The sequence below is a fragment of the Williamsia sp. R60 genome (assembly GCF_054063855.1).
The window spans coordinates 695,968-721,087 of record NZ_JBSSGR010000002.1 but is presented as its reverse complement, the minus strand read 5'-3'; the positions used below and the strand labels follow the sequence as shown (position 1 = coordinate 721,087).

General features: G+C 67.0%; 26 protein-coding genes and 1 riboswitch. Of the genes, 16 read left to right on the top strand and 10 right to left on the bottom strand.

All coding sequences use genetic code 11. The features are described 5' to 3' along the window. Positions 1-22: 22 nt before the first annotated feature. From serC to ACVWY6_RS10300, 3 genes are all read left to right on the top strand, one after another. Positions 23-1,156 carry a phosphoserine transaminase gene (gene serC / locus ACVWY6_RS10310; RefSeq protein ID WP_457537789.1) on the top strand — a complete coding sequence of 378 codons (1,134 nt, stop codon included), beginning with the start codon at positions 23-25 and terminating at the stop codon, positions 1,154-1,156. Positions 1,157-1,303: 147 nt separating this feature from the next. After that, positions 1,304-2,344 (top strand): septation protein SepH, encoded by a 1,041-nt coding sequence (gene sepH, locus ACVWY6_RS10305; RefSeq protein ID WP_457537787.1) that lies wholly within the window; start codon positions 1,304-1,306, stop codon positions 2,342-2,344. A 76-nt stretch (positions 2,345-2,420) separates the two neighbouring features. Further along, positions 2,421-3,200, top strand: coding sequence for a DUF6928 family protein (locus tag ACVWY6_RS10300; RefSeq protein WP_457537785.1), 780 nt, complete (start codon positions 2,421-2,423; stop codon positions 3,198-3,200). 49 nt (positions 3,201-3,249) lie between these two features. Here the strand turns inward: ACVWY6_RS10300 and ACVWY6_RS10295 are convergent, their stop codons facing one another. Beyond that, positions 3,250-4,086, bottom strand: a complete 837-nt coding sequence (locus ACVWY6_RS10295; protein WP_457538575.1) for a TrmH family RNA methyltransferase — start codon at positions 4,084-4,086, stop codon at positions 3,250-3,252. 74 nt (positions 4,087-4,160) lie between these two features. On the opposite strand from ACVWY6_RS10295, the gene ACVWY6_RS10290 reads away from it, so the two are divergent. After that, complete coding sequence (locus ACVWY6_RS10290) at positions 4,161-5,387, top strand: GNAT family N-acetyltransferase (protein ID WP_030169618.1); 1,227 nt, start codon at positions 4,161-4,163, stop codon at positions 5,385-5,387. 21 nt (positions 5,388-5,408) lie between these two features. Here the strand turns inward: ACVWY6_RS10290 and ACVWY6_RS10285 are convergent, their stop codons facing one another. Continuing rightward, entirely contained in the window at positions 5,409-5,840 is a 432-nt protein-coding gene (locus tag ACVWY6_RS10285) for an Rv0880 family HTH-type transcriptional regulator (RefSeq protein WP_030169615.1), read from the bottom strand. 226 nt (positions 5,841-6,066) lie between these two features. On the opposite strand from ACVWY6_RS10285, the gene ACVWY6_RS10280 reads away from it, so the two are divergent. Then, positions 6,067-6,309 carry a DUF2530 domain-containing protein gene (locus ACVWY6_RS10280; RefSeq protein WP_457537782.1) on the top strand — a complete coding sequence of 81 codons (243 nt, stop codon included), beginning with the start codon at positions 6,067-6,069 and terminating at the stop codon, positions 6,307-6,309. On the opposite strand, the gene ACVWY6_RS10275 is transcribed toward ACVWY6_RS10280, so the two are convergent. The 3 genes from ACVWY6_RS10275 to ACVWY6_RS10265 form a co-directional block, all read right to left on the bottom strand. Next, positions 6,197-6,790 carry a phosphatase PAP2 family protein gene (locus ACVWY6_RS10275; RefSeq protein WP_457537780.1) on the bottom strand — a complete coding sequence of 198 codons (594 nt, stop codon included), beginning with the start codon at positions 6,788-6,790 and terminating at the stop codon, positions 6,197-6,199. The two genes, ACVWY6_RS10280 and ACVWY6_RS10275, sit on opposite strands and share 113 nt — an antisense overlap. A gap of 67 nt (positions 6,791-6,857) precedes the next feature. Then, positions 6,858-9,572 (bottom strand): sacsin N-terminal ATP-binding-like domain-containing protein, encoded by a 2,715-nt coding sequence (locus tag ACVWY6_RS10270; RefSeq protein WP_457537778.1) that lies wholly within the window; start codon positions 9,570-9,572, stop codon positions 6,858-6,860. A 6-nt stretch (positions 9,573-9,578) separates the two neighbouring features. Further along, positions 9,579-10,403: a DUF3027 domain-containing protein gene (locus ACVWY6_RS10265; RefSeq protein ID WP_457537776.1), complete on the bottom strand. Its 825-nt coding sequence runs from the start codon at positions 10,401-10,403 to the stop codon at positions 9,579-9,581. A gap of 310 nt (positions 10,404-10,713) precedes the next feature. Here ACVWY6_RS10265 and ACVWY6_RS10260 point away from each other — a divergent pair, with 310 nt between their 5' ends. Continuing rightward, complete coding sequence (locus ACVWY6_RS10260) at positions 10,714-12,486, top strand: MFS transporter (RefSeq protein WP_030169605.1); 1,773 nt, start codon at positions 10,714-10,716, stop codon at positions 12,484-12,486. A gap of 10 nt (positions 12,487-12,496) precedes the next feature. After that, positions 12,497-13,033 (top strand): DUF2771 family protein, encoded by a 537-nt coding sequence (locus ACVWY6_RS10255; RefSeq protein ID WP_051721458.1) that lies wholly within the window; start codon positions 12,497-12,499, stop codon positions 13,031-13,033. Between the two features lie 66 nt (positions 13,034-13,099). On the opposite strand, the gene ACVWY6_RS10250 is transcribed toward ACVWY6_RS10255, so the two are convergent. After that, entirely contained in the window at positions 13,100-13,513 is a 414-nt protein-coding gene (locus tag ACVWY6_RS10250; RefSeq protein WP_023955337.1) for a cold-shock protein, read from the bottom strand. 153 nt (positions 13,514-13,666) lie between these two features. On the opposite strand from ACVWY6_RS10250, the gene ACVWY6_RS10245 reads away from it, so the two are divergent. The 5 genes from ACVWY6_RS10245 (at position 13,667) to ACVWY6_RS10225 (ending at position 16,962) form a co-directional block, all read left to right on the top strand. Then, a complete protein-coding gene (locus ACVWY6_RS10245) occupies positions 13,667-13,918 on the top strand; it encodes a hypothetical protein (RefSeq protein ID WP_062795462.1) in 252 nt (83 codons plus the stop codon). 8 nt (positions 13,919-13,926) lie between these two features. Further along, positions 13,927-14,439 (top strand): flavin reductase family protein, encoded by a 513-nt coding sequence (locus ACVWY6_RS10240; protein WP_457537773.1) that lies wholly within the window; start codon positions 13,927-13,929, stop codon positions 14,437-14,439. Between the two features lie 93 nt (positions 14,440-14,532). Further along, positions 14,533-15,624 carry a GTP 3',8-cyclase MoaA gene (moaA, locus tag ACVWY6_RS10235; protein WP_030169594.1) on the top strand — a complete coding sequence of 364 codons (1,092 nt, stop codon included), beginning with the start codon at positions 14,533-14,535 and terminating at the stop codon, positions 15,622-15,624. A 2-nt stretch (positions 15,625-15,626) separates the two neighbouring features. After that, positions 15,627-15,875, top strand: a complete 249-nt coding sequence (locus tag ACVWY6_RS10230; RefSeq protein ID WP_023955345.1) for a MoaD/ThiS family protein — start codon at positions 15,627-15,629, stop codon at positions 15,873-15,875. A 301-nt stretch (positions 15,876-16,176) separates the two neighbouring features. Further along, a riboswitch (cyclic di-AMP (ydaO/yuaA leader) is annotated at positions 16,177-16,349 on the top strand. Positions 16,350-16,356: 7 nt separating this feature from the next. Next, positions 16,357-16,962 (top strand): transglycosylase family protein, encoded by a 606-nt coding sequence (locus tag ACVWY6_RS10225; protein WP_062795460.1) that lies wholly within the window; start codon positions 16,357-16,359, stop codon positions 16,960-16,962. A 150-nt stretch (positions 16,963-17,112) separates the two neighbouring features. Here the strand turns inward: ACVWY6_RS10225 and ACVWY6_RS10220 are convergent, their stop codons facing one another. Genes ACVWY6_RS10220 through ACVWY6_RS10205 form a run of 4 tightly spaced genes read right to left on the bottom strand, consistent with a single transcriptional unit; the run spans position 17,113 to position 18,775 of the window. Beyond that, positions 17,113-17,550: a molybdenum cofactor biosynthesis protein MoaE gene (locus ACVWY6_RS10220; RefSeq protein ID WP_457537770.1), complete on the bottom strand. Its 438-nt coding sequence runs from the start codon at positions 17,548-17,550 to the stop codon at positions 17,113-17,115. Beyond that, positions 17,550-18,044 carry a MogA/MoaB family molybdenum cofactor biosynthesis protein gene (locus ACVWY6_RS10215; RefSeq protein ID WP_457537768.1) on the bottom strand — a complete coding sequence of 165 codons (495 nt, stop codon included), beginning with the start codon at positions 18,042-18,044 and terminating at the stop codon, positions 17,550-17,552. The genes ACVWY6_RS10220 and ACVWY6_RS10215 overlap by 1 nt, the downstream gene beginning before the upstream one ends. Then, complete coding sequence (gene moaC, locus ACVWY6_RS10210; RefSeq protein ID WP_062795457.1) at positions 18,044-18,583, bottom strand: cyclic pyranopterin monophosphate synthase MoaC; 540 nt, start codon at positions 18,581-18,583, stop codon at positions 18,044-18,046. Before moaC ends, ACVWY6_RS10215 begins: the two co-directional genes overlap by 1 nt. A gap of 3 nt (positions 18,584-18,586) precedes the next feature. Then, positions 18,587-18,775, bottom strand: coding sequence for a hypothetical protein (locus ACVWY6_RS10205; protein WP_023955355.1), 189 nt, complete (start codon positions 18,773-18,775; stop codon positions 18,587-18,589). A gap of 33 nt (positions 18,776-18,808) precedes the next feature. Here ACVWY6_RS10205 and ACVWY6_RS10200 point away from each other — a divergent pair, with 33 nt between their 5' ends. The 4 genes from ACVWY6_RS10200 to ACVWY6_RS10185 all read left to right on the top strand — a co-directional run bounded on the left by ACVWY6_RS10200 (position 18,809) and on the right by ACVWY6_RS10185 (position 25,104). After that, on the top strand, positions 18,809-21,139 hold the full coding sequence (locus ACVWY6_RS10200) for a helicase-associated domain-containing protein (RefSeq protein ID WP_457537765.1): 2,331 nt from the start codon (positions 18,809-18,811) through the stop codon (positions 21,137-21,139). Between the two features lie 150 nt (positions 21,140-21,289). Further along, positions 21,290-22,942, top strand: coding sequence for a DNA repair helicase XPB (locus ACVWY6_RS10195; protein ID WP_062795455.1), 1,653 nt, complete (start codon positions 21,290-21,292; stop codon positions 22,940-22,942). Positions 22,943-23,062: 120 nt separating this feature from the next. After that, positions 23,063-23,920 (top strand): RNA polymerase sigma factor SigJ, encoded by an 858-nt coding sequence (locus tag ACVWY6_RS10190; RefSeq protein WP_457537763.1) that lies wholly within the window; start codon positions 23,063-23,065, stop codon positions 23,918-23,920. Between the two features lie 26 nt (positions 23,921-23,946). Further along, positions 23,947-25,104, top strand: a complete 1,158-nt coding sequence (locus ACVWY6_RS10185) for a pyridoxal phosphate-dependent aminotransferase (protein ID WP_457538573.1) — start codon at positions 23,947-23,949, stop codon at positions 25,102-25,104. Positions 25,105-25,120 lie beyond the last annotated feature (16 nt).

Sequence of the window (25,120 nt, the reverse complement as noted above, 5' to 3'; positions counted from 1 at the left end):
GGGCGGTCTCTAGACTGGTCGCATGAGCGAAACGATCACCATTCCGGCCGACCTCCTGCCCGCTGACGGCCGATTCGGTTGCGGCCCTTCCAAAGTCCGCCCCGAACAGCTGCAATCGCTCGTCGACACCGGTGCATCCGTCTTCGGCACCAGCCACCGGCAGGCCCCGGTCAAGAACGTTGTCGGCTCCATCCGTAGCGGTCTCGCCGACCTGTTCAACCTGCCCGACGGTTACGAGGTGGTGCTGTCCAACGGTGGTACCACCGCCTTCTGGGATGCCGCGGCGTTCGGTCTCATCTCCCAGCGGTCGCTGAACCTCACCTACGGCGAGTTCTCCAGCAAGTTCGCCACCGTCGCGAAGAAGGCACCGTTCCTCGACGACCCGATTGTCGTCTCCACCGAGCCGGGCACCGCGCCGAGCATCGCGACCATCGGCGCCGAGCAGTACGAGGGCGTCGACCTGGTCGGCTGGGCCCACAACGAGACCTCCACCGGTGTCGCCGTCCCGGTGACGCGCCCCGACCTCGCCGGTGACGCCCTGATCGCCATCGACGCCACCTCCGGCGCCGGCGGCCTGCCGGTGAACGTCGCCGACGCAGACGTCTACTACTTCGCCCCGCAGAAGTCGTTCGCCTCCGACGGTGGCCTCTGGATCGCCCTGATGAGCCCGGCCGCCCTCGACCGGATCGCCACCATCGGCGCCTCTGATCGCTGGTGCCCCGAGTTCCTGTCGCTGCCGACCGCGGTGGACAACAGCAGCAAGAACCAGACGTACAACACCCCTGCTGTCGGGTCTCTGCTCCTGCTGGCGAACCAGATCGAGTGGATGAACAACCAGGGCGGCCTCGACTGGTGCACCGCCCGGACCGCCGACAGCTCCAGCCGGCTCTACGACTGGGCCGAGGCCAGCGAGTTCGCCAGCCCGTTCGTCGCCGACAAGACCTACCGGAGTCAGGTGGTCGGCACCATCGACTTCAACGATGACGTCGACGCCGCCGCAGTCGCGAAGATCCTGCGCGCCAACGGCGTCGTGGACACCGAGCCATACCGCAAGCTCGGCCGAAATCAACTGCGCGTCGGCATGTTCCCGGCCGTCGAGCCCGATGACGTCAGCAAGCTCACGGCGTGCATCGACTACGTGGTCGGCGCTCTGTAAAGGCTGAACCACCACTCAACACACCCCCGCTGAGCTGGGATTTTTCGGGCGTGTCACAGCATGCGATCTGTTGAATCTGCATTACGCTGTCGCTAATGCAGACCGACGCAAGTGTAAGGCTGGCTCCCTGACGTGAAGGAGGAGCAGATGCGTGAGCTTCGAGTCATCGGCCTGGAGCCCGACGGCAAAAAGGTGATCCTGCAGGACACCGAGTCGAGCGAGAAGTTCCGCATCCCCGCCGACGACACCTTGCGCGCCGCCGCTCGCGGCGATCTGACCCGAATGGGTCAGATCGAGATCGAGATGGAGAGCACGCTGCGACCGCGAGAGATCCAGTCGCGCATCCGCTCCGGGGCGTCGGTCGCCCAGGTCGCCGCCGCTGCCGGCGTGCCGATCGACCGCGTCGAGCGTTTTGCACATCCGGTTCTGCTCGAGCGTGCACGTGCCACCGAACTCGCCGCGCAGGCGCACCCGCTCCGCTACGACGGCCCGGCACTGTCCACGTTGGCAGAGGTGGTCGCGGCCGCACTCGGAGCCCGCGGGCACAACCCGGACGACACCGAGTGGGACGCCTGGAAGGGCGACGACAACCGCTGGGTTGTCCAGGTGAGCTGGCGCGTCGGCCGGTCGGTGAACCGTGCGCATTGGCGTTACGTTCCGGGGTCCAACTCGGGCACCGTCGAGGCCATCGACGAAGTGGCCGACGAGCTGACCGATCCGGACATGAGCCGGCCGCTGCGGAGTGTGATCGCCGTCGCGCCGGTCTCGGAGGACAACACCTACGACTACGACCACCCCGAGCTCGCGTTCGACTACACACCTCCCCCAGCGGCACAGGTGACACCCGTCTCGCGGCCCGCACGTCTGACCGTGAAATCCGACGGAACCGAAGCCGTGACCGTGGACGCCGACTCCCTGACCGGCGCCCAGACGGCCCGACGCATACCGGCGAGGCGGGCCGAACCCGTGCCCGCGCCGCAGGTCGACAGGGAGCCGGCGGTCACGGAGCCGGCGCCGACCACCACCGACGATCATGACGACCACCACGACCACGACGACGCCCCGGAAGCCCCCGCGGCCGAACAGCAGCCACCCGCGCCGCGTAAGCGTGCTCGCAACAGCCGCAAACCCGCCGTGCCGACCTGGGAAGACGTTCTGCTCGGTGTCCGGAGCAGTGGCAACACCTGACGCAGGCTAAGTTGTTTGATGCACCTAATGTCGGACAGCAATCACGGAAAGGCTTGAATTGGCAGCGAAGGCGTCCATGCTCTGGTTCGTCAATTCGAGCGATCCGGCGGCCGAGATCCGCGAGGGCGTGACCAACCACGAGAATGCGGCGCAGGCACTGGCCACGGATCTGTTCCCCGACATGACCCTGCTGCCGATCGGACACTGCGATCTGGTGGAGGCCGCAACCCCGGCAGCCGACCAGCTCTTCGTCGGCGTCTACCGCTCCTTGGCCGTGGTGACCGGACCGATCCTGCGGACCAGCAGCCCGTCCACCCTGCCCGAGCAGTGGACCGCCGCACTGCCGGCGCAGGCAACGGTGTTCCTCAACACCGATCCTGAGTACTCGGTCGGTGCATTCGCGCGCTGGGAGGACGGGATACTGCGCCGGTCGTTCGCGGCCAACCCTGTCGACATCTACGAGAACATCGGCCTCCCGTTCATCTTCGAGGGCCCGTTCTGGGCCGGTGAACGCCCGCTCGTCTACGCCGAGGGCGCCATCCCGGACCCCCAGGCCCTCCCCTTCCATCCGCAGGAGTTCGCCGAGGAGGCCATGCGGAGCTGGCTGGGCTTCCGCATCACCACCCCACGCGACCCGTCGGACTCCGATCCGCACTCGATCCAGTTGTCGGGCTTTGCGATTCGGCCGAAGGGTTATCAGCCCGACCAGCGTTCGGATGAACGGAACCTCGCCGAACAGCACCATTCCGACGGCCAGTATCCGACCGAGCATCCGCAGCGACCCGCCGAGGAGTCGGCGCCCGCACCTGCGGTCAAGCGCGTGGCCCGGTGGTTCGGATTCGGACCCAAGGTTTGATGCAGGCCTGCCGCGCGAACTGGTCTGCAAGCCCGTTCGATGAGCCCGTTCAGCGAGCCCGCTCGTAGAACGCGAGGGCGGCGGCAGTCGCGACATTGAGCGAATCCGTTCCGCGTGCCATCGGGATGCGGGCGCGCACATCGCCCGCACGCATCGCCGTCTCCGTCAGTCCCGGCCCTTCGGCCCCCACCATGAAGGCCACGCGCGGGGCATCCACCACCTGCGACAGGGTGGCCACCTCCGGGTCGGGGGTGAGTGAGATGATGCGAAAGTCGTTGCTGCGCAATACGTCCAGGTCTGCCGGCCAGCTCGTGGCATGCGCGAACGGAACCAGCAGTACGTGGCCCATCGACACCCGAACCGATCGCCGGTAGAGCGGATCGGCGCATGCCCCACCGAAGATCACGGCATCCACGCCCAAACCTGCCGCATTACGGAAGATGCTGCCGATGTTCTCGTGGTCGTTCACGCCTTCGAGCACGGCGACGGTGCGGGCGTCGGCCAGGATGTCAGGCAGCGCAAGGGGTTCGGGGCGGCGCGCCACGGCGAGCACACCACGATTGAGGTGGAAGCCCACCACCTGGGCCATCACGTCTGCGTCAGCGCGAAAGAACGGCACCCCGCTGACCGCAGGATCGGTGAGGGTCCCACCGAGTTCGCGCAACCTCTTGTCCACGCCGAAGAATGCGTGCGGCGCGAACCGGGAAGCGACCATCCGCTGCGCCACGAGCACACCCTCCGCGATGACGAGCCCCCTGCCGGGGCGTCCTCCGGCGAGGACCGGGAGATCCGGCCGCCGGTCGACCGAGTTGAGGTCGCGGAAGTCGTCCACGCGTGGGTCGTCGGGGTCGTCGATGTCGATGACCGTCACCGCGAGGTCAGAGATAGGTCCTGCCTGGTGAGCGTGCGATCCGACCATCCGACTAGTTTGCCCGACGGCCGATATGGCAGGTTGAACGGGTGAGCAAAGGTAATCTGACGCTTCGTCGCGCAAATGAATCCGACTGGCCGGCCATCGCGACCGCAGACGCCCGGGCCTTCGCGTTCGTCAACCCGCTCGACGAAGAGGCGCTGGCCGACATCCGCTCGAAAGTTCGCGATGACGACGTCATCGTGGTGCACGACATGTCCGATCCAGAGCGGCCGACGCTGGTCGGTGTGTCGATGTTCTTCCGGATGACGATGTCGGTTCCCGGCGGACATCGGGTATCGCTGCCCGGGTTGTCCTGGGTGTCGGTGGCCTCGACGCACCGCCGCCGCGGCATCCTGCGGATGATGATCACCGAGTTGTTCGAGCAATGGGAGCGCGAGCAGTCCGTGTTCTCGATCCTCACCGCATCAGAGGGCACCATCTACGAGCGATTCGGTTACGGCCCTGCCGCTTTCGAGCAGCAGGTTCGGATCGACCTGCGCCGCGCACAACTGCGCGCACCGGCCCCCGAGGATTCGCGGGTTCGCTACGCCGACCCGGACCAGATCCGCGACCGCGTTCCCGAACTACATGACCGCTGGGTCTCCACCAGGCCCGGCGCTATCGTCCGGGCGCCGGTGTGGTGGAACATGATCTTCGCCGACCGTCCGATCCTGCGTGACGGACGAAGCGGTCTGCACTACCTGCTGCATCCCGACGGCTATGCGAGCTACCGGATCCACCACGAGTCGGAAAGCGTGTCGGTGGCGGAGGTCTCGGAGTTGTTCGCCGTCACCGACGAAGCGCATTCCGATCTCTGGAGGGTGCTGGTCGGCCTGGATCTGCTGCCCGCCATCACCGCGACAACGCCGGTCGACGACCCGCTGCCGCTGAAGCTGACCGATCTGCGTGCTCCGTCCGTGACCGGTATCCGCGACAGCATGTGGTTGCGGATCCTCGACGTGCCGGCGGCTCTGACGATGCGCGAGTACGGTCTCGACGCCGAGTTCGTGATCGAGGTGTCGGACAAGTTCCGCCAGTCGGGGGGTCGCTTCAAGCTCGCCATCACCGACGGCCGGGCCGAGGTCACCGAGACGGATGCCGAACCGACGGTCACGATGGACATCTCCGTGCTGGGCAGCCTCTACCTCGGGGCGTACCGCGCGGTGGACTTCGCATCGGCAGAGCGACTCTGGGCCGTCGACGGGCCCACACTCCATGCGCTGGATCAGGCGCTGAGCACCGATCGCAAGCCGGTGGCGGGCACGTTCTTCTAGTCCCGCTCTGGGGCGCGGCGTTCAGTCGCTCTCTGCGACGATCGATTCGATGATGCCGACGGCGTCACGCAGCGTCGCCATCTGGTCGTCGTCGAGGCGTTTGAGCTGGGCACGCAGCCATTCCTCACGAGCATTCGCCTCATCAACCACAACGTCGGTTCCCGACGGCGACAGCGTCACGATCACCTGGCGTCCATCGGTGGGGTGCGGTTCGCGCTTGACCAGGCCGAGATCGGCCAGGGATGCGATGACCCTGGTCATCGACGGAGGTTGCACACGTTCCCTCGCCGCGATGGCGCCCGGCGTCATCGGGCCTTCCCTGTTGAGGGTTGCCAACGCCGAAAGCTGTGTCAGCGACACCGGCGAAGCCGACCGGCGACCGCGCAGATGCCTGGTCAACCGGACAACGGCGATCGCCAGATCGCTCGCGAGCTTTTCGTCATTGTGATCCACGCGATCAAGGATAGGTGAGCCCGCGCTGAATGCACCATGAACCGGCGATGTTCATGTGTTCGGTTCACGAGTGAATGCTCGTTAACTTTTTAAAAGACAGTTCGTCTCGTAGTGCTGCACAAGCCATCCCCACGTCTGAGATTACGCCTGGACGAGTGGCTAAACGAGTGAACTTTCGACTGCGTACGAGTTGGCCTGCCACGTTTCCGCCACTAGTGTCGACTGCATGCCCGGACCCATTCCATCGCTGCCGCGAGCACTGACGGCACCGGAGCCGGTGATCGCGGTGGGCATGATCGGTTTCCTCGTCGCGACCGTGCTGGTTGCCGTCTGGGACCTGGGAACCGACAACACGCTCACCATTTGCCTGGTGGGCCTGGGCGTCGGTCTGTTCGGCTGCTTTGTGGTGTCCCTGCAACGGTGGGCGATCCGGCGAGGGAGCCGCGCCGCCCAAGACGGTCTGTCCTGAACCCGACATAGGTCGCCGACGCCACGAAGACCACGCCCAGGAGCCAGCCTGCGACGACATCGGTCATCCAGTGCACGCCGAGGTACACGCGACTCCAGCCGATCGCCACGGCGAGCACAGGAGCCGCCACGAGCACCAGGCGGTGCGCTCGCACCCACGAACTGCTGTGATAGCCGGCGACCGCGATCAGGCCGTAGACGACCGTCGCCATCATCGCGTGTCCGGACGGCATGGAAAACGTGTCGATGTCCAGCAGCCGGGCCTCCGCAGGAGGCCGTTCCCGCCCGATCAGGTGCTTGAGCCCGACCATCAGGCCGTACCCGATCAGCGACCCGGCCCCGACCAGCACCGCCGACCGCGCTTGTCGCAGCACGAGCAACGCGATGGTCGCCAGCACCGCCACCAGAGTCAAGGTGACGGTGTCGCCGAGGGTGGTGACGACCTTCATCGTCCGGGTCCACGCGTCGGTCCGGTTCGTCACCGACCATTCCCAGACAGAACGGTCCGGCCCGAAGGCGAGGGACTCGGTTCGGAGAATGCCCGTCGGGTCAGTCAGGGATGACGTGGAACTCGGCATCGATGTGGAGCGCCCCTTTCTGATCGCGCCAGAACGGAACCCGGCGTCGACTCGTGGTGCCGTCGTGGTGCACCTCGACTAGCAATTCATCGTGGACCCGGATGGGACCGGTGGGCAGCGGCCTGCTCTGCATCAACGCCGAACGCAACGCGCCGGGCTCGGCCTCCCATGTGGACGGCCTGCCCTCCTGCACCGGTACCGCAGTGAACTCCTCGGTCGCCAGCGGCATGTCGAGCAGGTCGGCGAGCGCCGATGCCAGCCCGATCTGCGACGGCACCACGGTGATGAGTCGACCGGGGTCGATGGCGGCGGCGAGCCAGGGAGCGTCGAGGACGACCGCGTCCTGCGCCACGTCTCCGGCGAGAGTTCTTGCAGCCGTTGGTGGTTCGATGTCGTCCAGCTCGATGCGGCCGGCCCGCAGCGCCTCGGCGAGGGCAGTGTGTGCTGTGGCCGCCACCAGCGGTGAGACCGCGCGGTCGGCCGCGGACAGCCGGTTCAGGATGAGCCGAGCCGCGTCGATGTCCTCGACATCGGCATTGCCGAGCGCGCCGGAGATCTCGTCACCATGCGGGTGATCGATGGGGTCGAGCAGGCCTGCGACGGTCAGGTCGCTCGGTGCGCGCCAGCCCCCGAGCGGTACACCGTCGACCACCGCATAGTGTCGCAGCCACCAGCAGGTGTACTCGGAGCGATCGGCCAACAACGTTGCCGCGTCGGCAGATTCGACCAGCAAACTCAGCGCCTCCGGCCAGCGGTCGGGGTCGACCAGGTCGAGATCGCGGACGGCCGACAGCGTCTGGGGCGGATCGTCGAGTGTGTTCCACCACTGCTCTTCGTCGGGCAGGTCGTGGTCGGGGCCGGTCGGATACTCCTCACGCAGCACCGTGAAGTCCCAACCCACGCCCAGAGCGCGGAACGCCGCCTGGCCGAACTCCTCCACCAGATCGGCCGAGACGATCCCGAACGGCGAATCATCGATCAGCACAGCCGAAAGCGGACTGCCCGGCAACAGCAGCTCGTCCGCCGGTCGCACGTCGTCGTCATCGGTGGGGAGCTGCAACTGGCCCAGCCAGGTCGGGACCACCACGTCCGGAGCCGCGCGGAGCAGACCGAGCACACTCCGCACCAGACGTTCATCGGCCGGGTCCTCGTCGATCTCACTGCGTAGGGCAGGGTCGGACAACATCTCCCCCACCGTGATCCGCTGAGCTCCGAGCCGTTCGAGCAGATCGTGGTTCGCCGCAGGATGGACGGTAGGGAGCCAGCTGGGGGCGACAACGGCGGCATCCTCGTCGCCGCGGTACGGCGGCAGCACGGTTCCGCGGGCACCGGGAAGTGTCCGTCCGTCGGTCAAGGGCACCGGGAGCGCCCCGAGTTCGTCGACCTGGCCCTGCGCCACCACCGACAACTCGGCGTAGAGGTCGCCCCACCACCGTGGTTCGCGTTCCAGACCGGTGAGCCGTTCGGCCACCTCGGCCAGACCGATCTCCGTCACACCCACCGACCTCAGCGTGCTGAGCGAGCCCCGGCCGGACAGGTCCGGGTGCACCAGCGTCGTGATGACCTCGCCCAAGAGGCCGGCGAGCCCGGCGGTGAGGTCGGGCAGCACCTCGGCCCGGGAGGCGATCAGGTCGTCGCCCTCGGCACCCGGAACCCAGGCGTGCCCGGCCAACTCGGCGATCAGCGCTTCACGCAGTCGTTCGTCGTCGCGTCCGGCCGCGAACCCCGGCGCCGGGACGAGCCCCATTCGCTGATCGATGGGCAGCTCGGCCACGATCTGTGCGTATCCCTCTGCCAACACGGCTATGTCGGCGTCGGGGTGCAGCCCACGACGATCAGCCGTCAGCTGCACATCGCCGACACAGATGGCCGGCACGGTGAGCTCGACGTCGGTGCGGGTGGGTGCACGCAGCACATCGCGACGCACGCGAACCGGTCTGCCGTCGCGCAGCGGGAGCAACCAGCGGGCGCGCGGCGCCACGAGCTCACGCCAGCTCGCACCGCCGACGGAGATGATGTCGCCCTCGCGGACGGTTCGAAAGGTGTTGTCGGGCAGGGTTATCGTGTCGATCGATTCGAGCTCGAGCAGCAATTGCACACTTTCGGCGGCAAAACCGTCGAACATCGCGGCCATGTCGATCGAGTTGTCGATCTCCATCACCACCTCGGTGTCGAAGCCGTCGATCGGCGCGGTGTCGATCGGCCACGCAAGGCGCAGCGTCGGCACCTGCTCCACCACCGCCCCGTTCGCGGCGAGTTCGGCACGCGTGCGTTCGGCTGAGAACTCGAATGATCCGCTTCTCGAACGGATCTCGACATGACGCGTCACCGCGGCAACAGCGGTGAACCCCACCCCGAACCGTCCGATCAAGCCGTCGCCGTGTTTGCTCGAGGAACGCAGCGCCGTCAGGGCAGCGGCACCGTCGGAGTCGACAGGTGCGCCGGTGTTCGCGATGTGCAGCCACCGACCGTCGTGCCACACACGAACCGAACCGATGATCCCGGCAGCCGTCGCGGCATCGGCGGCGTTGGCGACCAGCTCGGTCAGCAGGCGATCGCGATACCCGACGCCGACCAGATCTGTTTCGGCAGCAGTGTCTTCACGCAGGCGGGTGGGCGAGGTGAGCCACGACCCGAGAATCGAGTCGCGCAGACGGCCGAGGCCGAACGGGTCGGACGGCTGCACGACAGGTCAGGAGTTGGCGTGGATCTCAACCGCGCCGTCGTCGTAGGCATCGTAGGCGGGGCTTCTGCCGCCGGTGGGCGCCTCGACGTCCGAGTGGGCGCCGCATCCGTACTCGGCGTGCACCACACGGCCGTCCGCGGCGTATTCGTTGGCGCACACACCGAACGCGGCGCGCAGCGAACCGACCACGGGGAGGTAGAAACCGCAGGTGCCGCAGTTGTGCCGGGCGCTCCTGGCCATCTCGGAAGCGGGACCGTGCTCACCCTCGACCCACCGCGAAGCCGCCTCGAGCCGACCCTCGCGGCTCAGCAGTCGTTTGCGGCCCAGACCCAGTTCGGTCGCCACAGCGGACTCTTCGCCGAAGGGGTCGTTGTCGTCGTTGTCGACGTACCCCGGGACAAGGCGTGGGTCGTCGGCGGGCGTCGCCAGCAGATCTCCGGGGTTCAGGTCTCCCGGCCGAACCCGCTCGGCCCACGGAACCCATTCCGGCGCGGTCAGTGCGGTGGAACCCGGCAGCAAGGCCACCTCGTTGACCGTGACGTCGTCGCAGCCAGGGCATCCGGCCAGGACCACACACCACTGCCATCCGCGGTAGCCGGGCACCTGGGCGGCAAAGTAGTGGGTGACCGTGAAGGCGGCCTCGGTGACCGCTTCGAGGTGGTCACCGACCTCTTTGTCGTCGGCGTCGATCGCGGCCCTCGCCTGCGAGACGGCCGCAGTCAGCAGCGCTTCCACGCGTTTCTGCTCGGCGTCATCCCTCTCCTGGTCGACATGACTGCCGGGCCCGTCGTGATCAGTCACTGCGTCTGTCTGCTCGGTAACCGCGTTCACGTCCTCCAGTGTGCCGTATCGGGGCGCGCCGCAAGTGCCCGAGGGTTGGTAGGCCTGCGTCGGATAGGGAACAATCGGGAAAGTGAACCGAGGAAATCAACCACACGATCCTCGTACGACCTCCTCGGGCAGGGGCAGAGGCACTCAGCGCCCCGCCGACCCCGCCGGGCAAGACCCCCGCCAGCCGCCACGACCGGGGCCCGCAGCGCATCCGGGTTCGGCCAATTATCCGGTGGACGGCTCGACGCCGGGAACCCGCCAGCCACGTCCTGGGGGTCAGCCTTCCTATCCGCGCGGCGGCCAGCCCCCCATGCCACCGCGTGGCCCGCGACCGCCCAGTGGCCCTCCCAACGGTGGTCCTGCTCAAGGCGGTCCGCCGCCCGCGTCCACGGCTGCGTTCCCCCCTCACGACGACAGCCGCCGGAACGACACCCGCCAGCAGACATCGCGCAACCCGCATCTGCCGCCACTGGACGAGACCGACTACCACCGCGAGGAATCCGGCGGCCGGGCAATGCCCCGCAAACTCACCGTCACCCGCGTTGCCGCGCTTCGAGGCCGGGAGCTGACATCGAAGGGCCTGGGCAAGATTCATCAGGCCGCCACCGCCGACGGTGCCGACCGTTCCGGTCTGACCGCGTTGACCTATCCGACGGTGGTCAACTTCGCGGTCGACGCCGCGATGACGATCGCGTTGGCCAACACCTTGTTCTTCGCCGCCGCAAGCGCGGAATCCAAAGGCAAGGTCGGCCTCTACCTGTTGCTGACCATCGCGCCGTTCGCGATCATCGCCCCACTGATCGGGCCGATGCTCGACAAACTCCAGCGGGGCCGTCGGATCGCGATGGCCGGCACCTTCGCCGGGCGCACCGTGCTGGCCCTGCTCGTGATGGCGAACTGCGGTTGGGACGACGCCGCGAACCAGCTGACCTACGACCCCTGGGTGCTCTACCCATGCGCACTCGGAATGTTGGTGCTGTCCAAGTCATTCGGCGTGCTCAAGTCGGCCGTCACACCGCGTGTCCTGCCGCCGACCATCGACCTGGTCCGGGTCAACTCCCGACTGACCACATTCGGGTTGGTGGGCGGAACGATCCTCGGCGGTGGTGTGGCAGCACTGTGTGAAGTGTTGCTGGCCAAGGTCCTTCCCCTGCACCTGCCCGGGGCCATGGTGTGGCTGGCGATCATCACCGTCGCCGGCGCCGTGCTGTGCATGCGCATCCCGTCGTGGGTGGAGGTCACCGCGGGCGAGGTCCCCACCACACTGACCTACCACGGTGAACCGGCACGCGATCCCTTGCGACGCCCCGATCCTGCCCAGTACCCCCCGCCTGGTGGCGCACAGCCACCGAGCGCAAAACAATCCGGCGAGAAGGCCTCTCCGGTCAAGGCCCTGGCGGCCACGATGCGTCAGCCCCTGGGCCGCAACGTACTCGTCGGTCTCTGGGGCAACGGCACCATCCGCATCCTGACCGGCTTCCTGACCCTGTTCATCGCCTTCTACGCGAAGTCGCAGCAGGGTGGCGGCAGCGGCTGGGCCCAGGTCGCCATGCTCGGCGCGGTCGGCGCGGCCGCCGGCATCGGAAACTTCATCGGGAACGCCACCGGCACACGACTGGAGCTGAAGAACCCCGAGCGCATCATCGTGATGGTGACCGGTGCCTGCGTCGCGGTCGCGGCATTGGCCGCAGCGTTCGGCAGCCTGCTGTTCGTGGCCATCGCGGCGCTCGTCGCCTCGGGAACCAGCGCCATCGGCAAGGTCTGCCTGGACTCGTCCATCCAGAACGACCTTCCGGACGAATCCCGGGCCTCGGCTTTCGGTCGCTCTGAGACCGTCCTGCAGATGAGCTGGGTGTTCGGCGCATCCCTTGGTGTGCTGCTCCCGCCGAACCTCACCATCGGCTTCGGAGTCGTCGCAGGATTGCTGGCCCTGGGCCTGGTGCAGACCTTCGTCACCAACCGGGGCTCTACGCTGGTCCCCGGATTCGGCGGCAAGCGGCCAGACATGACCATGCCCACCGGCGCAATCCATGTCGATCCGCACATCCGCGAGGCCTGGAACAAGGGCGGCGGAGACCGATGAGTTGGGATACATGAGCGCACGCTTGACCACAGGCGAGAAGAAGTTCTTCGCGATCGCCGTCATCACCGTTCTGTTGCTCGTCGCCGTCATCGGCGGCTCGGTGGCCGCGTTGGCCTCCGGACACGAGGACAACGACGTTCCGTATCTGCATGTCGCGAACGGCAACACACTGATCACCGTTGAGCCGCTGATCTATTGCTCCATCGAGGTGACGAACTGCGAAGGATCGCCGACCAACAAGCCGGCGCGGATCCCCGTGCAGGTCGGCGACGCGGTGATGGTGTCGCTGTCGAGTGACCTGTCCGTCGGGCCCTGGACGCTCGTGGTGCAGTACCTCACCAAAGACGGGTTCGACAACACCGCCGAGGTCTTCTACCGCAGCGACAGCAAACGCACATTCACCCTCGCCTCGACCCGCGACCGGATCCTGGCGACGATCGAGATCAAGCAGCCGTCTCAGAAAGAAGACGCGGGCGGCTTCATCCCACGCGGGATCTGGGGCATCGACACCCTTCCCGACGGTGTCGATGTCCCAGCGTCCGACTAGTTCGAAATCCGGCTGGTTGAAGATCCGGCCGGTTGGAGAACCGGCAGCGGTGTCACACGAGTACTGCTAGGTCTCGAGCTCCCGGGCAACTGCCCGCACCACCTCGGAGATCCGGGCGGCGGTCTTGCGGTCGGGGTATCGGCCCTTGCGCAGATCCGGCTGAATCTTGCCTTCCAGCAACGTGATCAGGTCGGCCACCATGCCGTGCAGCTCATCAGGACTGTGCCGCTTGGGCTGTTCCTTGCGCGCTTCCCGCGTGTTCTTGGCAACGCTGGGAGCCGGATCGAGAACCTTGACCGTCAACGCCTGTGGGCCGCGACGGCCCGCTGCCATGCCGAACTCGACCCGCTGGCCGGGTTTGAGCGCCTCGGTCCCATCGGGGAGCGCGGACGAGCGCACATAGACGTCTTCGCCCTCATCTTGCGAGAGAAAGCCGAAGCCCTTCTCCGCGTCGTACCATTTCACCTTGCCGGTAGGCACTGTGCTCACCCTCATCTACTCGCATTGCCCAAAACGAAAGCGCCCGCTGCGGGCAACTGGCCCAGCCGGACGCGTTCGGTCAGTCTAGCGCCTCGGCCAACCCCCGAGCACACGGGTTTTCGGCCGCCTCGGACCTGCACTACCGTTGTCTACATGCGCAAAGCCGAAGGCAGCCTCTTGCTGCGGGCCGCTGTGGGACTGTTCGCCATCGGAGTCATCGCACTGCTCTGGCTGTTTCTGAGTACGCCGATCACCGGTGAGACCGCTCCCCTGTTCGTCTATCTGCTCACCATGTGTGCCCCGCTCGGCTTTTTGCTCGGGCTGATTTTTGCGTTGCGATCAGGGCGACGCCATCGGAACGCGGCTGCGCACCAAGGCCGCGGCTCGAGGTCGCCACTACAGTGACTGACGACATGACGCTCTCAATCGACGGAGCATTGACTCCCACCAGTGACGGCACGGCACTCCGCGCTGCATACAGCTGCTTTCCGACCGGTGTGGTCGCGGTATGCCACCAGGGCGACGGCGACCCCATCGGCATGGCCGCCAGCTCGTTCGCCACGGTATCGCTCAACCCGCCACTGGTGTCGCTCTGCGTTCAGAACGAATCGACGACGTGGCCCAAGTTGCGCAGCGCTCCCGTCATCGGGCTGTCGGTGTTCGCCCATGATCAGGACGCCGAGTGCAAGCAGCTCGCGGGCCGGGCCGATGCGCGATTCACCGGGCTGCGGGTGGAAACGACCGACGACGGCGCACTCTTCGTCGGCGGAGCGGTGGCCCAGCTCTCGTGCACCATCTACAACGAGATACCGGCCGGCGATCACAGCCTGGTCCTGCTCAAGGTCGAGGCGTTGCGCGCCGACCCGTCGCAGGAGCCGCTCGTGTTCCACGCCAGTGCGTTCCGGGCGCTGGAAAGACGGGCGTAGCAACCACGACTTCGGCGCCCATCAGAAAACGACCGTAGTCAGTTTTCCCCGGGGATCCGACCTCGATCGGGCGATCACCGTAGGCTTGTACAGGTGACCGCCATCGCTCTGGGTATGCCAGCCGGCTTATCCGTCCGCCCGCCCGTCGGGACAGACGCCGTCATGCCCACCAGCGGTCCCATGGTGGACACCTTCGGGCGCGCTGTTCGCGACCTCCGCGTCTCGGTGACCGACCGCTGCAATCTGCGCTGCACGTACTGCATGCCCGCCGAAGGCCTCGACTGGCTCGATCGCGACGACGTACTGACAGCTGCCGAGATCGTGCGGGCGGTCTCGGTGGGCGTGCGCGAACTCGGAGTACGAGCCGTCCGGTTCACCGGCGGCGAGCCACTGCTGCGCAAGGACCTCCCGGAGATCATCGAAGCGGTTGCCGCCCTTGACCCCCGACCCGAGATCGCGCTGACCACCAATGGACTGGGCCTGGCCCGGCAGGCGAAACGATTGGCAGCTGCCGGCCTGGACAGGGTGAACGTATCCCTGGACACCGTCGACGCCGCCAAGTTCGCTGCCATCACCCGTCGCGACCGCCTTCCCGACGTGTTGGCAGGCCTCGAGGCCGCCGCCGACGCCGGGTTGACCCCGGTGAAGGTCAATGCCGTGCTCGACACCGCCGGCGGCCTAGACGACGCCGCTGCGCTCCTGAAGATGTGCCTGGACAAGGGCTACCAACTGCGGATCATCGAGCAGATGCCGCTGGACGCCGAACACCACTGGTCACGCACCTCGATGATCACCGCCGACCAGATCCTCGCCCGCCTGCAGCAGGACTTCGACCTGCGGCCCGACGACGTGGCACGTGGGTCGGCCCCGGCGGAACGCTGGATCGTGGAGGGTCATACCGGGCTCGACGGGAGGCCTGCCCGAGTCGGGGTCATCGCCTCCGTGACCCGCCCGTTCTGCGGCGATTGCGACCGGACCCGGCTCACCGCGGACGGACAGCTTCGCAATTGCCTGTTCGCCACCTCGGAGACGGACCTACGCGGTTTGCTGAAGTCAACTCACGCTACAGATCAGGAAATCGCGCTGCGGTGGCGACAGTCCACGTGGGGCAAGCTCCCGGGCCATGGCGTCAACGAGCCAGGCTTCCTCCAGCCCGCACGGTCGATGTCGGCGATCGGGGGCTGACTATGCGTATCTGCGTCCGGTTCTTTGCCGCCGCCCAAGCAGCCGCGGGTGTCGAGCAAAGTGTGGTCGAACTCACTGACAAAGCCACTCTTGCGGATCTGGAAATCCAATTGGGTCAAAGCAATCCACAGTTGGCTGAAGTGCTCGAGAGATGCTCATATCTGCATGAGTCCGTCGCCGTTCGGGACCGCTCACGGGTGCTCTCGAGTGGCGACACCGTCGACGTCCTGCCGCCGTTCGCGGGCGGTTGAGCGCATCTGACCGTGCGCAGCAACGGGTCATTCGACCCACATCCGCGTCTCATTCCTTCGGATGAGGCTGTGACGTTGCTCACATAACGGTTGGGTTACGGTACGGACACAGGACGACTGTCATACCGATGAGCAGCAGTAATGCCGAAACCGCCGAAAACGGGCCCGCCGACACGTCGAAAAGGCCGTCGAAGAAGTTATGTGTAACCACTGATTAACCCGTACCGTCTGTCTCGGTCGACCTGATCGGCCAGACCGCAAGTGAATATTCCCGGCTCGCCGCGCCCAACCTCGTCCCGCGAACCGAGAAACTCCAAACGCATTTCAGGGACGAGGACGGGGGACCCAACATCTCCTGGAGATCACCGGGTTCCGAGAAATCGGAGCCCTTGGGGTGAAGCCCGCGCAAGCGGACCGAGCAACCTCTCGCTCGAACCCGACAGCTGACTTCGTAGGCGCGTGGAGAGAGGAAGTACAACTCATGTCCGGACGTCATCGTCAGCCGACCACCACTGGTCGCACCATCGCCAAGTTCGCCCTCACCTCTGCCGTCATCGGCGGCGGCGCCACCCTCGCCTTCGCAGGCGGCGGCAACGCCGGTGCAGCCACCGACGCCGAGTGGGACCAGGTCGCCTCGTGCGAGTCGGGTAACAACTGGGCCATCAACACCGGCAACGGCTACCAGGGTGGACTGCAGTTCAGCCCCAGCACCTGGACCGGCCACGGCGGCGGCGAGTTCGCCCCCTCCGCCGACCAGGCAACCCGTGAGCAGCAGATCGCTGTCGCCGAGCGTGTCCTCGCCAGCCAGGGACCCGGCGCATGGCCGACCTGCGGCACCGGCCTGAGTGGCGCCACCCCGCGCAACGCTCCCGCTGCAGCGCCCAGCCTCGAGATCCCCGCAGCACCGGCTGCGCCCCAGGCTTCGGACCTCTCGGCTCAGACCGACGAGATCGCGAACGACCTGAAGTCCGTGTTCAACGATCCCACCGTTCATGCGCTGATCGACCAGGCCAACGCGGCCGGTGACCTCGACGCCGGATCCATCGCGTTCTACAACCAGTACCGGGACATCCTGCCCCTCCCCTGATCTCGGGGAGCCCAGACGAAGGGCCTCGCACGCGACCATGAGTCCGTGCGGGGCCCTTTTCCATGTTCCGATGATGGTGGGTTCGGGCAAGCATTTGCCCAGGTCGACCCCGCCCGAACCCACCAATTCCGGGCGGGTGGGGCACTCTGGTCAGGCGCAGCCAACCCATTCGTCGGTGCCGTCGGCGAAGATCTGGTGTTTCCACACCGGGAGTTGGGCCTTGACCTCGTCGACCAGCAGCGCACAGGTCGCGAAGGCTGCCTGGCGATGATCGGCTGCCACGGCCACCACCAGCGCCGCATCACCGATGGCCAGTGGCCCCACCCGGTGCGACACAGCGACCGCACGTACGCCGTCGGCCCCGGCCGCGATCTCTGCCACGACCTTCTCGACGACCTCGCCGGCCGTCGGGTGCGCGCTGTAGTTCAGTGCGGTGACGTCGCGGCCGCCGTCGTGATTGCGCACCGCGCCGACAAAACTCACGATGGCCCCAGCTTTTCCGCCTGCCGCCTCGGAGGCGAGGGCCTCATGGTCGGCGGTGGACAGAGCCTCTTCGGTGACCACGGCACGGGCGACGATGGCAGCCATCAGTGGTCGCCTCCGTTGATCTGGTCCAGGGCGTGGGTGAGCACAGGTGCGAGAACTTCGAGGCCGTCACGGACACCACCCGTGGAACCGGGCAGATTGACGATGAGGGTACGGCCCGCGACACCGGCCGTGCCCCGCGACAGGACGGCCGTGGGGACTTTGGGCAACCCGCTGTTGCGGATGTCGTCGGCCAGACCGGGTATTTCGCGTTCGATGACCGCGGCGGTCTGTTCGGGGGTCTGATCGGTCGGGTTCAGACCGGTGCCACCGGTGGTGAGGACCAGAGCCGTCTCATCTCCGACTGCTGTTCGGAGTGCTGCGCCGACCTGGTCACCGTCGGGAACCACCACCGGGTCGTTCACCACGAACCCGCGGTCGCGCAACCATTCGACGATGATCGGCCCCGAGCGGTCGGCGTACACACCACCTGCGGCGCGCGTCGAGGCCACGACCACCACTGCAGTGCGGGGGTCGGCGGCGTGGGGATCAGACATCAGACCCCTCCGTCCGCAGAACCGGTCTCGTCAACCGGCCGGTTGTCCCGGGTCCAGTGACCCTTCTTGCCGCCGGTCTTCTCCTGGAGGCAGATATCGGTCATCTGCGCGCGCGGATCGACCGCCTTGACCATGTCGTGCAGGGTGAGTCCGGTCACCGCCACCGCAGTGAGGGCTTCCATCTCGACGCCGGTGCGGTCGGTGGTGACCGCGGTCGCGCGCACCTCGATGAAGTCGGTGCCGAGCTCGAAATCGACGCTCACGGTGCTGAGCGCGACCTGATGGCACAGCGGGATCAGCTCGGGGGTCTTCTTGGCGGCCATGATGCCGGCGATGCGGGCCGTTGCCAGCGCATCCCCTTTGGGCAACCCGCCCGTCGACAACAGCGAGATCACGTCGGCGGTGGTGCGAAAAACCCCGGTGGCCAGCGCTTTACGCGTGGTGGCGGCCTTGCCGCCGACATCGACCATCTGCGCCGCCCCCGCCTCGTCGAGATGGCTGAGACGTCCAGGGCCGGGCCGGTCGGTCGGCGCGCTCACCGATCAGCGATTGACGGTGGTTCGCGGGTGAAGGTAAGGCAGGTCGTCGACCGGGAGCGGGAAGGTGACCTCACCGAACGGTGACAGAGCGCCGGAGACGTGCGCGGCGAACTCACTGACGGCGTGCTCACCCTCGGGAACCTCGGGCCAACCATTATCGACGTACTTCTTCTTTTCAGCCACGGGCGTCATTCTGCCATGAGTGGCCCGCATATCATCTACTGGATGAGCCCCGACCAGCCAATCAGTCTGGCCGACGACCTCGCCCGCCGCGACGACGACCAACTGCTCGATCTCCTGCAGTCCAGGCCGGATCTGGCCAGCCCTCCCCCACCCGGGGTCGAGGTGCTTGCGCAGCGCGCGATGTCGGCGGCCTCGATCAACCGATGTGGCGAAGACCTGGACCTGCTGGCGGTGGCGGTGCTCGAGACCATCGCGGAACTGGGTTCACGATCCGAACAGACCCGTGGGCTGTCGCCTGTGTCCACCGACGCCATCGTCGAGGCGCTGTCGGAGCGCGCCGCACCCGACGCGATCCGGGCGCGCATCGACAACCTCGTCGACCTCGCGCTGCTGTGGGGATCGCCCGCTGCGCTGGTCACCGGACCGCACATGGCTGCGGCGTGGCCGTGGCGTTCACGTCTTGCGACCGCCCCTGTCAACGCGTTGTCGCTCACCGAGATCCGAGCGAAGATCGACGCCCTCGGCGAACGGGAGCGTGACCTGTTGTCCACGCTGGCGTCGGGACCCGGCCTGGGTCGAACCCGCGACGCCGGGCTCGGACCCGAGTCGGATCGGCCGGTCCCAAGGTTGGTCCATCAGGGACTGCTGCTGGTGGTCGATGAGCAGACCGTCGAATTGCCGGTGGTGATCGGCCAGCTCATCCGCGGCGAGGATCCAGCCGAGCCATTCGAGCTGCGGCCGCCGGAGCTCTCCGGTGGCGGTGGACGCAAGGTCGGGCTGGCCGAGGTCGATGCCGCGGCCGGGGGCGAAGCGCTCGAGTTCCTGCGGCACAGCGCCGACGCCATCGAGACCCTCGGCGCCCACCCGGCGGCGGTTCTGCGCGCCGGTGGCATGGGCGTCCGGGAGATCCGTCGACTCGCCAAGGCCCTGTCCGTGGACGAGAAACGGGTCGGCCTGGTCATCGAGGTACTCGCCGGGCTCCGCCTCATCGATTCCGGATTCCCCGTGCCCGACCCGTCGGACGGTCTCGAACCGTCGTGGGCCCCGACCACGTCCATCGACAGCTGGTCGCATCAGGCACCCGAGCGCCGATGGTTCTCCATCGCCTCTGGGTGGCTGGATCTGCACCGCAGGCCGTGGCAGATCGGCGGACGCACCCCGGACGGCACGTTGATCGGCGCGCTGGTCGGTGCGATGCCCGAAGGTGCTGCCCGGGCCGAGCGGCTACTCGTGCTCCAGGCGCTGGCCGAGGCCAAACCCGGGGCCGACGTCACGCCGGTCGCCCTGGGCAGGCACATCGCGTGGCGCCATCCCCGGTGGCTTCGCCGCATGCCGCAGTCGACGATCATCGAGACACTCGCCGAGGCCCAGTCGCTGGGCCTGGTGGCTCACGGTGCCCTGACGTCGGCGGGCCGCGAACTCATCGCAACCGGTACACCCGACGAGGTCGAGGCCGCGACGGTCGCGGCGATGGCCAAGTCCATCCCCGCTCCCATCGACTTCTTCTTGGCTCAGGCGGATCTGACCGTGACCGCCCCGGGACCGCTGACCCCGGAACTCGCCGCCGATTTGGCTCTGGTCGCGGACCTGGAGTCCGGTGGCGCGGCCTCGGTGTACCGGGTGTCGGAGTCGTCGGTTCGCCGCGCGCTCGATGCGGGCCGTACCGGCACCGAGCTGATGACACTGTTCACGTCCCACTCGAAGACCCCTGTGCCGCAATCACTCTCGTATCTCATCGACGATGTCGCGCGTAAGCACGGACAGCTGCGCGTCGGCGTGGCCAGTACGTTCATCCGTTGCGAGGACCCGACCACGCTCGCGGCGGTGCTCAATTCACCGGTGGCCGAACAGTTGTCGCTGCGCGCACTGGCCCCGACCGTCGCAGTGTGCGACGACCCCATCATCGACGTCCTCGACATCCTGCGGGCGGGCGGATTCGCCCCGGCGGGCGAGGATTCGGCCGGTGAACTGGTGGACCTGCGTACGCGAGGGGCTCGGCTGCCGACCCCACGGGAACGACGCGCGTCGGCACGCAAGCCGTCGCTCAGCTCACCCGCTCGCGATCGATTGGCTGCGGTGGTAAGCCACATGCGATCACAGGACGCGGCGAACGCAGCCACGCTCACCGCGGCCGGAGCCGGAGGGTCATCGGTGACCGGTGGCGGCCTGCCAGCGACCGCATTGCTGCAGACCGCGCTGGCGAACAAGCAGTCGGTACGCCTGGGGTACGTCAACGCCGAGGGCTTCGCGTCCAAGCACGTGGTCGTGCCCCGGATGATCGGCGCCGGCCAGGTGATCGCCCTGGACCCGGGCAGCAACGACGAACACCGGTTCTCACTTCACCGGATCACCAGCGTGGAGATCGTCGACTGATTCCGCGCGGCCACCACGGGCCGAGGCCTCCGGGAAGTTCGGTGGCCTGTTGACTGTTGATCACGAAGCGAGTTGCCACATGTAGCAGCTCTCGATCCCCCGGCCACCGCTCGTGGCACAAACTGCTGCTTCTGAGGAGAATGGTTCCTTGTGACTGACGGACCGTTGATCGTGCAATCGGACAAGACCCTTCTACTGGAGGTCGACCACCCCCAGGCTGCCGAGGCGAGGGCCGCGATTGCGCCGTTCGCCGAGCTCGAGAGGGCTCCCGAGCACGTGCACACCTACCGGGTGACACCACTCGCCTTGTGGAACGCTCGTGCCGCCGGGCACGACGCCGAGCAGGTGGTCGATGCGCTGGTCACGTTCTCCCGTTACGCGGTGCCGCAGCCTCTGCTGATGGATGTCGTCGACACCATGGGCCGCTTCGGCCGGCTACAGCTGGTGAAGAGTCCGGTGCACGGATTGACCCTGGTCAGCTTCGACCGCGCGGTGCTGGTCGAGATCATGCGCAACAAGAAGGTGGCGCCGATGCTGGGCGCCCGGGTGGACGACGACACGGTCATCGTTCATCCCTCCGAGCGCGGCCGTCTCAAGCAGATCCTGCTGAAGGTGGGCTGGCCTGCCGAGGACCTCGCCGGGTACGTCGACGGCGAAGCCCACGAGATCAAGCTGGACGAGAACGGCTGGGAGCTGCGTGACTACCAGCAGCTGGCTGCCGAGTCGTTCTGGGCGGGTGGTTCCGGTGTGGTTGTGCTGCCCTGTGGTGCAGGGAAGACCATGGTCGGTGCGGCCGCGATGGCCACGGCGCAGGCGACCACGCTGATCCTCGTCACCAACACGGTCGCCGGCAGGCAGTGGAAGCGCGAGCTCATCGCACGGACGTCGCTGACCGAAGAAGAGATCGGTGAGTACTCGGGTGAGCGCAAGGAGATCCGCCCTGTCACCATCGCCACCTATCAGGTGATGACCCGCAAATCCAAGGGCGAGTACCGGAATCTTGATCTGTTCGACTCCCGCGACTGGGGGCTGATCATCTATGACGAGGTCCACCTGCTGCCCGCGCCCGTGTTCCGGATGACGGCGGACCTGCAGTCGCGGCGCCGCCTCGGTCTCACCGCCACCTTGGTGCGTGAGGACGGCCGGGAAGGCGACGTCTTCAGTTTGATCGGGCCCAAGCGCTACGACGCGCCGTGGAAGGACATCGAGGCGCAGGGCTGGATCGCTCCCGCCGAGTGCATCGAGGTTCGGGTGACACTCACCGACAACGAGCGCCTCGAATACGCGGTCGCCGAGCCGGAGGAGAAGTACAAACTCTGTTCGACGGCGCACACCAAGATCAATGTGGTGAAGTCGATCCTCGAGCAGCACAAGAACTCTCAGACACTGATCATCGGCGCCTATCTGGACCAGCTCGACGAACTCGGCGCTGCCCTCGACGCGCCCGTGATCAAGGGGTCGACGAAGAACAAGGAGCGCGAGGAGTTGTTCGCGAAGTTCCGCACCGGCGAGATCCAGACGCTGGTGGTCTCGAAGGTCGCGAACTTCTCGATCGATCTCCCCGAGGCGTCGGTCGCGGTCCAGGTGTCGGGCACATTCGGTTCTCGCCAGGAAGAGGCTCAGCGGCTCGGGCGATTGCTGCGCCCGAAGGCCGACGGTGGTCAGGCGCACTTCTATTCGGTGGTCTCCCGCGACACGGTCGACGCCGACTACGCGGCACACCGCCAGCGGTTCCTCGCCGAGCAGGGGTACGCGTACCGGATCACCGATGCCGACGATCTGCTCGGACCCGCCGTCGGCTGACGATCTTTGGGCTGACGTTGTTTGGCCGGCGATCTGGGGGGGGCGTGCATCGGCCGACGACGCGGGGGTGGAACCACCGGCAATGGGCATCTGACGATCGGCAAACTGTAAGCTGTCGAGGTGTCCACTGCGACGTTCGAGCGGAGTGACCCGCAGCTGTTGTCGGTCGGCTATCGGCTCACCGGCAGTGTTGTCGCTGCCCTCGGCATAGCGGCCGACGGCGGTTCCACCTCAGACCCGGCAGACCGCTTGGTCCGCACAGTGCGGGCCGCCCTCGCGGCACTGCAGGCGGTTGCAGTACGCAAACAGAGCTACACCGGGCCGTGGCTTCCCGAACCCATTGTCCTCGAACCTGATTCGTTCGAGGACCCGCTGGCGTCGGCCGTGGCAGGCCACGGCGCACGCCTGGCCACGATGGTGGCCCTGGAAGCACTGTCCCCCACCACCCGCATCTCGTATGTGCTGCGGGATTGTTTCGGAACAGACGCCGGACAGATCGCCGGTGCACTGGCCATCTCGGCCGACAAGGTCAACCGGCTCGCCGACAAGGGTGCCGAGCTGATGGCCGACACGCTGCAGCCCGACAGCATCGAAGACCACAACGAGGTGGTCGCGCAAGGCGTGCTCGCGTTGACGCTGGGCGACATGGAATCGCTTGCCGCACTTGCTCACCCGGATCTGACGTACTTTGCCGACAGCAACGGGGTCACGAGGTCGGCAACCGGCCCGATCGTCGGCTCGGCCACCGTCCTGCGACTTCTCTCCACCGTGATGACCCGATACGGCAGCGAGATGACCCGCCACACGCGTCCCGTGTTGATCAACGGCGAAATGGGCCTGCTCACCGACGCCGGGATCCGTGAACAGAGCCCCCTGCATCGGCGGGTGACGGCGCTGGCCGTCAGCGGCGGCAAGATCGTCGCGGTGTACGACCTGTCGAATCCGGACAAGCTCACCGGGACACCACTCTTCCGATGACCAGCGAAACAAAGCCGGGAGCCCGCATGCGGACGGTCAAGCGCCTACAGCCGTTCTCGTCCACCATCTTCGCCGAGATGTCGCAGCTGGCGGCCGAGCACGATGCCATCAATCTCGGTCAGGGATTCCCGGACACCGACGGCCCGGCGGCGATGCTCGCCGCGGCACAAGAGGCCATCGCGACCGGCCAGAACCAGTACCCGCCCGGTCCAGGCATCCCGGCCCTGCGGGATGCGGTGGCCCAGCACCAACTCGATCACTATGGCCTGCAGTACGATCCGGCCACCGAGGTACTGATCACGGTCGGCGCCACCGAGGCGATCGCCGGAGCCATCATCGGGCTGGTCGAGCCCGGCGAACGGGTGGTGATGATCGAGCCGTATTACGACGCCTACGCCGCCGCGACAGCGATGGCCGGTGCCGAGCGGGTGACCATCCCTCTGATCACTGATGGCGACGGTTTTGCACTCGACCACGATGCCCTTCATGCGGCCGTCACCCCCGAGACGGCCATGGTGGTGATCAACAGTCCGCACAACCCCACCGGCACAGTGCTTTCCGATGAGGATCTGAGGGCCGTCGCCCGGGTATGCATCGACAACGACGTGCTGGTACTGACCGACGAGGTCTACGAGCACCTGGTGTTCGACGGGCGGGTACACACTCCTCTGGCCACGCTGCCCGGGATGCGCGAGCGCACGTTGCGGGTGTCATCGGCAGGCAAGACCTTCAACGTCACCGGCTGGAAGGTCGGGTGGATCAGCGGTCCGGCCGAGTTGATCGCAGCTGCCCGAGCCGCCAAGCAGTTCATGAGTTTTGTCGGCAGCGGTCCGTTCCAGCCGGCAATCGCCGTCGCCCTGGGCACGGAGATGGAATGGGTCCGGCGATCGTCGGCCGGGTTGCAGCGTAAGCGCGACCTCATCTCCGCCGCGCTGACGGACGTGGGCTTCGGCGTCCACCGCAGCGAGGGCACTTATTTCGTCTGCGCCGACCCCCGGCCACTCGGTTACCACGACGGCGCCGAGTTCTGCCGCGATCTGCCCGCTCGCATCGGGGTCGCCGCGGTCCCGGTCAGCGCGTTCGTCGACCACCCCGAACAGTGGACCCATCTGGTGCGGTTCGCGTTCGCCAAGGAGGACGCCGTGATCGAACAGGCAGCCGAGCGCCTTCGCGCCCTGTCCTGACGGTCGAATACCTGAT